General features: G+C 70.2%; 4 protein-coding genes. 3 read left to right on the top strand and 1 reads right to left on the bottom strand.

Annotated elements, in window-relative coordinates; all coding sequences use genetic code 11:
• Nucleotides 1-210 precede the first annotated feature (210 nt).
• Entirely contained in the window at nucleotides 211-2,961 is a 2,751-nt protein-coding gene (gene aceE / locus ACFCY1_RS41350) for a pyruvate dehydrogenase (acetyl-transferring), homodimeric type (RefSeq protein WP_074000772.1), read from the bottom strand.
• A 517-nt stretch (nucleotides 2,962-3,478) separates the two neighbouring features.
• Here aceE and ACFCY1_RS41345 point away from each other — a divergent pair.
• From ACFCY1_RS41345 to ACFCY1_RS41335, 3 genes are all read left to right on the top strand, one after another.
• On the top strand, nucleotides 3,479-3,922 hold the full coding sequence (locus ACFCY1_RS41345) for a DUF3052 domain-containing protein (RefSeq protein WP_049652614.1): 444 nt from the start codon (nucleotides 3,479-3,481) through the stop codon (nucleotides 3,920-3,922).
• Between the two features lie 241 nt (nucleotides 3,923-4,163).
• Nucleotides 4,164-4,622, top strand: coding sequence for a peroxiredoxin (locus tag ACFCY1_RS41340; RefSeq protein ID WP_375877807.1), 459 nt, complete (start codon nucleotides 4,164-4,166; stop codon nucleotides 4,620-4,622).
• Between the two features lie 221 nt (nucleotides 4,623-4,843).
• Nucleotides 4,844-5,419 carry a TerD family protein gene (locus tag ACFCY1_RS41335; RefSeq protein WP_074000774.1) on the top strand — a complete coding sequence of 192 codons (576 nt, stop codon included), beginning with the start codon at nucleotides 4,844-4,846 and terminating at the stop codon, nucleotides 5,417-5,419.
• Nucleotides 5,420-5,490 lie beyond the last annotated feature (71 nt).

The following is a 5,490-nucleotide window of genomic DNA, read 5'->3' as shown; positions in this document are numbered from 1 at the left end:
AGGTGCCCCCACCGCAGTGGCTCCCTCCTCCGCCTTGCGATGCACGCACCCCAACGCCGCCCCGCCCGCCCTCCGGGCGGACGACGGGAGTTCGACGACAGGCCCAGGACCTCACACCGGCGTGAGGGTCAAGAACACGACGGACGGCGAAGGGCCGGACCCCCCGTGCGGGAGGTCCGGCCCCTCGGTGCCTCAGTGCCTACCGGCCGGTCAGGCGTCGCCGCCGGCGGCGCCCGGGTCGGCCGCGGTCACGTCGAGCAGCTGGTAGCGGTCGATCGCGTCCTTCAGGGCCGAGCGGTCGATCTTGCCCTGCTTGGCGAGCTCGGTGAGCACACCCAGGACGACCGACTGCGCGTCGATGTGGAAGAAGCGACGGGCCGCGCCACGGGTGTCGGCGAAGCCGAAGCCGTCGGCGCCCAGCGACTGGTACTGACCCGGCACCCAGCGGGCGATCTGGTCCGGCACCGCGCGCATCCAGTCGGACACCGCGACGACCGGGCCCTCGGCACCCTGGAGCTTCTGGGTGACGTACGGCACGCGCTGCTGCTCCTCGGGGTGCAGCAGGTTGAACTCCTCGGCCTCCACCGCGTCGCGGCGCAGCTCGTTCCAGGAGGTCGCGGACCAGACGTCGGCCTTGACGTTCCACTCCTCGGCGAGGATGCGCTGGGCCTCCAGGGCCCACGGCACGGCCACGCCGGAGGCGAGGATCTGGGCCGGGATCTGGCCCGCGGTGCCCGGCGCGTACCTGTGCAGACCCTTGAGGATGCCCTCGACGTCCACGTTCTCCGGCTCGGCCGGCATCTTGATCGGCTCGTTGTAGACGGTCATGTAGTAGAACACGTCCTCGCCGTGCGGGTGCTCGGCGCTGGAGCCGTACATCCGCCGCAGACCGTCCTGGACGATGTGCGCGATCTCGAAGCCGTACGCCGGGTCGTACGCGACGACGCCGGGGTTGGTCGAGGCCAGCAGGTGCGAGTGGCCGTCGGCGTGCTGCAGGCCCTCACCGGTCAGCGTGGTGCGGCCGGCGGTGGCGCCGATCACGAAGCCGCGGGCCAGCTGGTCGGCCATCTGCCAGAACTGGTCGCCGGTGCGCTGGAACCCGAACATCGAGTAGAAGACGTACACCGGGATCAGCGGCTCGCCGTGGGTGGCGTAGGACGAGCCGGCGGCGATCAGCGAGGCGGTGCAGCCCGCCTCGGAGATGCCGTCGTGCAGCATCTGGCCGGTCGGCGACTCCTTGTAGGCGAGGAGCAGGTCCCGGTCGACCGACTCGTAGGTCTGGCCGAGCGGGTTGTAGATCTTCGCCGAGGGGAAGAGCGAGTCCATGCCGAAGGTGCGGTACTCGTCCGGCGCGATCGGTACGAAGCGGTTGCCGATGCCCTTGTCCCGCATGAGGTCCTTGAGCACCCGGACGAACGCCATGGTGGTGGCGATGGTCTGGTTGCCGGAGCCCTTCTTGACCGCCTTGTAGGCGTCGTCGCCGGGCAGCTCCAGCTTCCGCGGGCGGACCTTGCGGGTCGGCACGTAGCCGCCGAGTTCCTCCCGGCGGTCGTGCATGTACTGGATCTCCTCCGAGTCGCGGCCCGGGTGGTAGTAGGGCGGGTAGCCCTCGTCCAGCTGCTTGTCGGTGATCGGCAGGTGCAGCCGGTCGCGGAAGCGCTTCAGGTCCTCGACCGTCAGCTTCTTCATCTGGTGGGTGGCGTTGCGGCCCTCGAAGTTGGGGCCCAGTGTCCAGCCCTTGACCGTCTGCGCCAGGATGACCGTCGGCTGGCCCTTGTGCTCGCGGGCCGCCTTGAACGCCGCGTAGATCTTCTTGTGGTCGTGGCCGCCGCGACCCAGGTGCTGGATCTGCTGGTCGGTCATGTTCTCGACCATGGCGCGCAGGCGCAGGTCGCCGCCGAAGAAGTGCTCGCGGATGTACTGGCCGGTCTCGGTGGCGTAGGTCTGGAACTGGCCGTCCACCGTGGTGTTCAGCTTGTTGACCAGGACGCCGTCGCGGTCCTGCGCGAGCAGCGGGTCCCAGGAGCGGTCCCAGACCAGCTTGATCACGTTCCAGCCGGCGCCCCGGAACTGGGACTCCAGCTCCTGGATGATCTTGCCGTTGCCGCGGACCGGGCCGTCCAGGCGCTGCAGGTTGCAGTTGACCACGAAGGTCAGGTTGTCCAGGCCCTCGCGGGCGGCCAGCGAGAGCTGGCCGAGCGACTCGGGCTCGTCCATCTCGCCGTCGCCGAGGAAGGCGTAGACCTGCGAGTCCGAGGTGTCCTTGATGCCGCGGTGCTCCAGGTAGCGGTTCATCCGCGCCTGGTAGATCGCGCCGAGCGGGCCGAGGCCCATCGAGACGGTCGGGAACTCCCAGAAGTCCGGCATCAGCCGCGGGTGCGGGTAGCTGGAGAGGCCGTACGGGGCCTTCGACTTCTCCTGGCGGAAGGCGTCGAGCTGCTGCTCGGTGAGCCGGTCCAGCAGGAAGGCGCGGGCGTAGATGCCGGGGGAGGCGTGACCCTGGAAGAAGATCTGGTCGCCCGACTCGCCCTCGGCGTCCTTGCCGCGGAAGAAGTAGTTGAAGCCGACGTCGTAGAGCGACGCGGAGGAGGCGAAGGTGGCGATGTGGCCACCGACGCCGATGCCGGGGCGCTGCGCCCGGGAGACCATGACGGCCGCGTTCCACCGGGTCGCGTTGAGGATCTTCCGCTCGATCTCCTCGTTGCCGGGGAAGAACGGCTCGTCCTTGGTCGCGATGGTGTTGACGTAGTCCGTGCTGCGCATCTCGGGCACGGCGACACGCTTCTCGCGGGCGCGCTCGATCAGCCGCAGCATCAGGTAACGGGCACGCTCACGCCCCCGCTCGTCGATGGCCGCATCGAGCGACTCCAGCCATTCCGCGGTCTCCTCGGGATCGAAGTCCGGGACCTGACTCGGAAGGCCGCCAATGATGATCGGGTTGCGATCGGATCCGGAAGCCACGCTGTTCCTTCACTGTCGGTCGAAACTGAGGTGTGTCGCGCCGCCTCCATCGTGCTACCGCGCTCGGAGATCCGTCATCTCTACCGATCGGTAACCGTCGCGCCCGGTGGGCGGTCCGGTCTGGTGGTGCGCGGTGCGGGCGTCTCCGTCCGCTCCGCACACCCCCGGGTGTTACGAAAAGAGGTGGTCCGACCTGGTGTCCCGTCCGCCCGATGGCGGGCGGCCGGGGTGAGGGCCAACAGGAGACTCTACGCCCGCGCACGCGCGGACCCCGAATGCCGTTCGCATCTCGGGCACACGTACGGCCTGTGGGCCGGGACCACCCGAAGCATCCTCGGACCATGCAGAAAAGGGCAAATCGGTGTGATTCCCGACACGTCCCACGGCGTGTTCCGGTGCGACACGTCAACCTTTGGGGGGGATCGGGGGTCGGGTACTTGCGCGAACCGCCGCGCCCGTGTGGACTACGGCCACAGCCTCGGCATGGATGCCGAGCCGAATACTGGAGGTTATTCCCGTGAGCGCGACCGCGGACCCCGCGGACAAGTCCAACCCGGCGACCCGTCTCGGCTTCGAAGAGGGCCAGATCATCCAGGAGCTGGGGTACGACGAAGACACTGACCAGGACCTCCGCGAAGGCATCGAGGAGCTCACCGGGACGGATCTCGTCGACGAGGACTACGACGACGTCGCCGACGCCGTCCTGCTGTGGCACCGCGACGACGACGGGGACCTCACCGACGCCCTCGTCGACGCGCTGGAGTACCTGGCGGAGGGCGGCCTCATCTGGCTGATGACGCCCAAGACCGGGCGGGACGGCCACATCGAGGCGTCCGACATCAACGACTCGGCCAAGACCGCCGGTCTCTCCCAGACCAGCTCGATCAACATCGTCAAGGACTGGGCGGCCACCCGGCTCGCGACCAAGTCCACGGCGAAGCAGAGCGGCGGAAAGCGCTGAGCGGGCTCTGAAGTCCCCGCAGCGGGCCCCGCCGGAGGAACCCCCTCCGGCGGGGCCCGCTGCATGCCCGCCGCCCGCCCGGGGCCCGGCCGGCGCTCCGGACCGGCCCGTTCGCGGACGGCGAACGCGGCGGGCCGCGGCCGCCCGCCTCATCCGTTCGGCGGAACGGCCGTAAACGAATGCGAGGATGTGGCCTGCCGCGCCCGCCGCGCGGCGCGCTCGCGTCAGAAAGGTCCCGTTCATGGCCATCGAGGTCGGCACCCAGGCTCCGGACTTCGAGCTCCGCAACCAGCACGGCGAGTCCGTCCGGCTCTCCGACTTCCGCGGCCGGAAGAACGTCGTCCTGGTCTTCTACCCGTTCGCCTTCACCGGCGTCTGCACCGGCGAGCTGGGCGCGATCCAGCGGGAGCTGGCGGGCCTGCAGAACGACAGCGTGCAGGTGCTCGGGCTCTCCTGCGACTCCCAGTTCTCCCAGCGGGTCTTCGCCGACCGGGAGGGCCTGGAGTTCCCGCTGCTGGCCGACTTCTGGCCGCACGGCGAGGTCGCCCGCGCGTACGGCGTCCTCGACGAGGAGCGGGGCTGCCCGCTGCGCGGCACCTTCGTGGTCGACACCGCCGGCGCGGTGCGCTGGAGCGTCGTCAACGGCCTCCCGGACGCCCGGGACGAGCAGGAGTACCTGAAGGTGCTCGCGGCGCTCTGAGGCCCCGCCGGGGGCCCCGGGCGCGCCCGCCGGGCCCCTTCGGCGCCCGCCGGCCGGGTGCCGTGGGGCCGTGTCCGGCCTGATCAGGGGTGCGGGCGGGAACCCCGTACTACGCTCGGGCCGTTGGCGGGGTGGGACGCGGGGGCCGATCGGCCTCCCGCCGCCCCGGACCGCACCACCGGGGGCACCACTGGACGTGCCTCCCGATTCTTGGAGGACTAGTGGGAGTCAGCCTCAGCAAGGGCGGCAACGTCTCGCTCACCAAGGAGGCACCCGGCCTCACGGCCGTGGTCGTCGGCCTGGGCTGGGACGTCCGGACCACCACCGGTGCGGACTTCGACCTGGACGCCAGCGCCCTGCTGTGCAACGCCCAGGGCAAGGTCGCCTCGGACGGCAACTTCGTGTTCTTCAACAACCTGAAGAGCCCGGACGGCTCGGTCGAGCACACCGGTGACAACCTGACCGGCGAGGGCGAGGGCGACGACGAGGCGATCAAGGTCAACCTGGCCGGCGTCCCGGCGGACGTGGAGAAGATCGTCTTCCCGGTGTCGATCTACGACGCCGAGACCCGCAGCCAGAACTTCGGCCAGGTGCGCAACGCGTTCATCCGCGTGGTGAACCAGGCCGACAACTCGGAGCTGGCCCGCTACGACCTCTCCGAGGACGCCTCCACCGAGACCGCGATGGTCTTCGGTGAGCTGTACCGCAACGGCAGCGAGTGGAAGTTCCGCGCCATCGGCCAGGGCTACGCCTCCGGCCTGCGCGGCATCGCGCAGGACTTCGGCGTCAACGTCTGAGCCGTCGCCGGCGCCCTGCGGCGCGGGCTGCGCGCCGTTCTCCCGGGGCGGCCCCGGACCTCCGTGGTCCC

The organism is Kitasatospora sp. NPDC056273 (assembly GCF_042268845.1).
Taxonomy (GTDB): domain Bacteria; phylum Actinomycetota; class Actinomycetes; order Streptomycetales; family Streptomycetaceae; genus Kitasatospora.
Note: the sequence above shows the minus strand (reverse complement) of the source record. Positions and strands in the feature narration are given on the sequence as shown.

Excerpts from the sequence above, each read along its gene's own strand:
- ACFCY1_RS41340 (WP_375877807.1), top strand. The coding sequence starts at position 4,164 with ATGGCCATCGAGGTCGGCACCCAGGCTCCGGACTTCGAGCTCCGCAAC.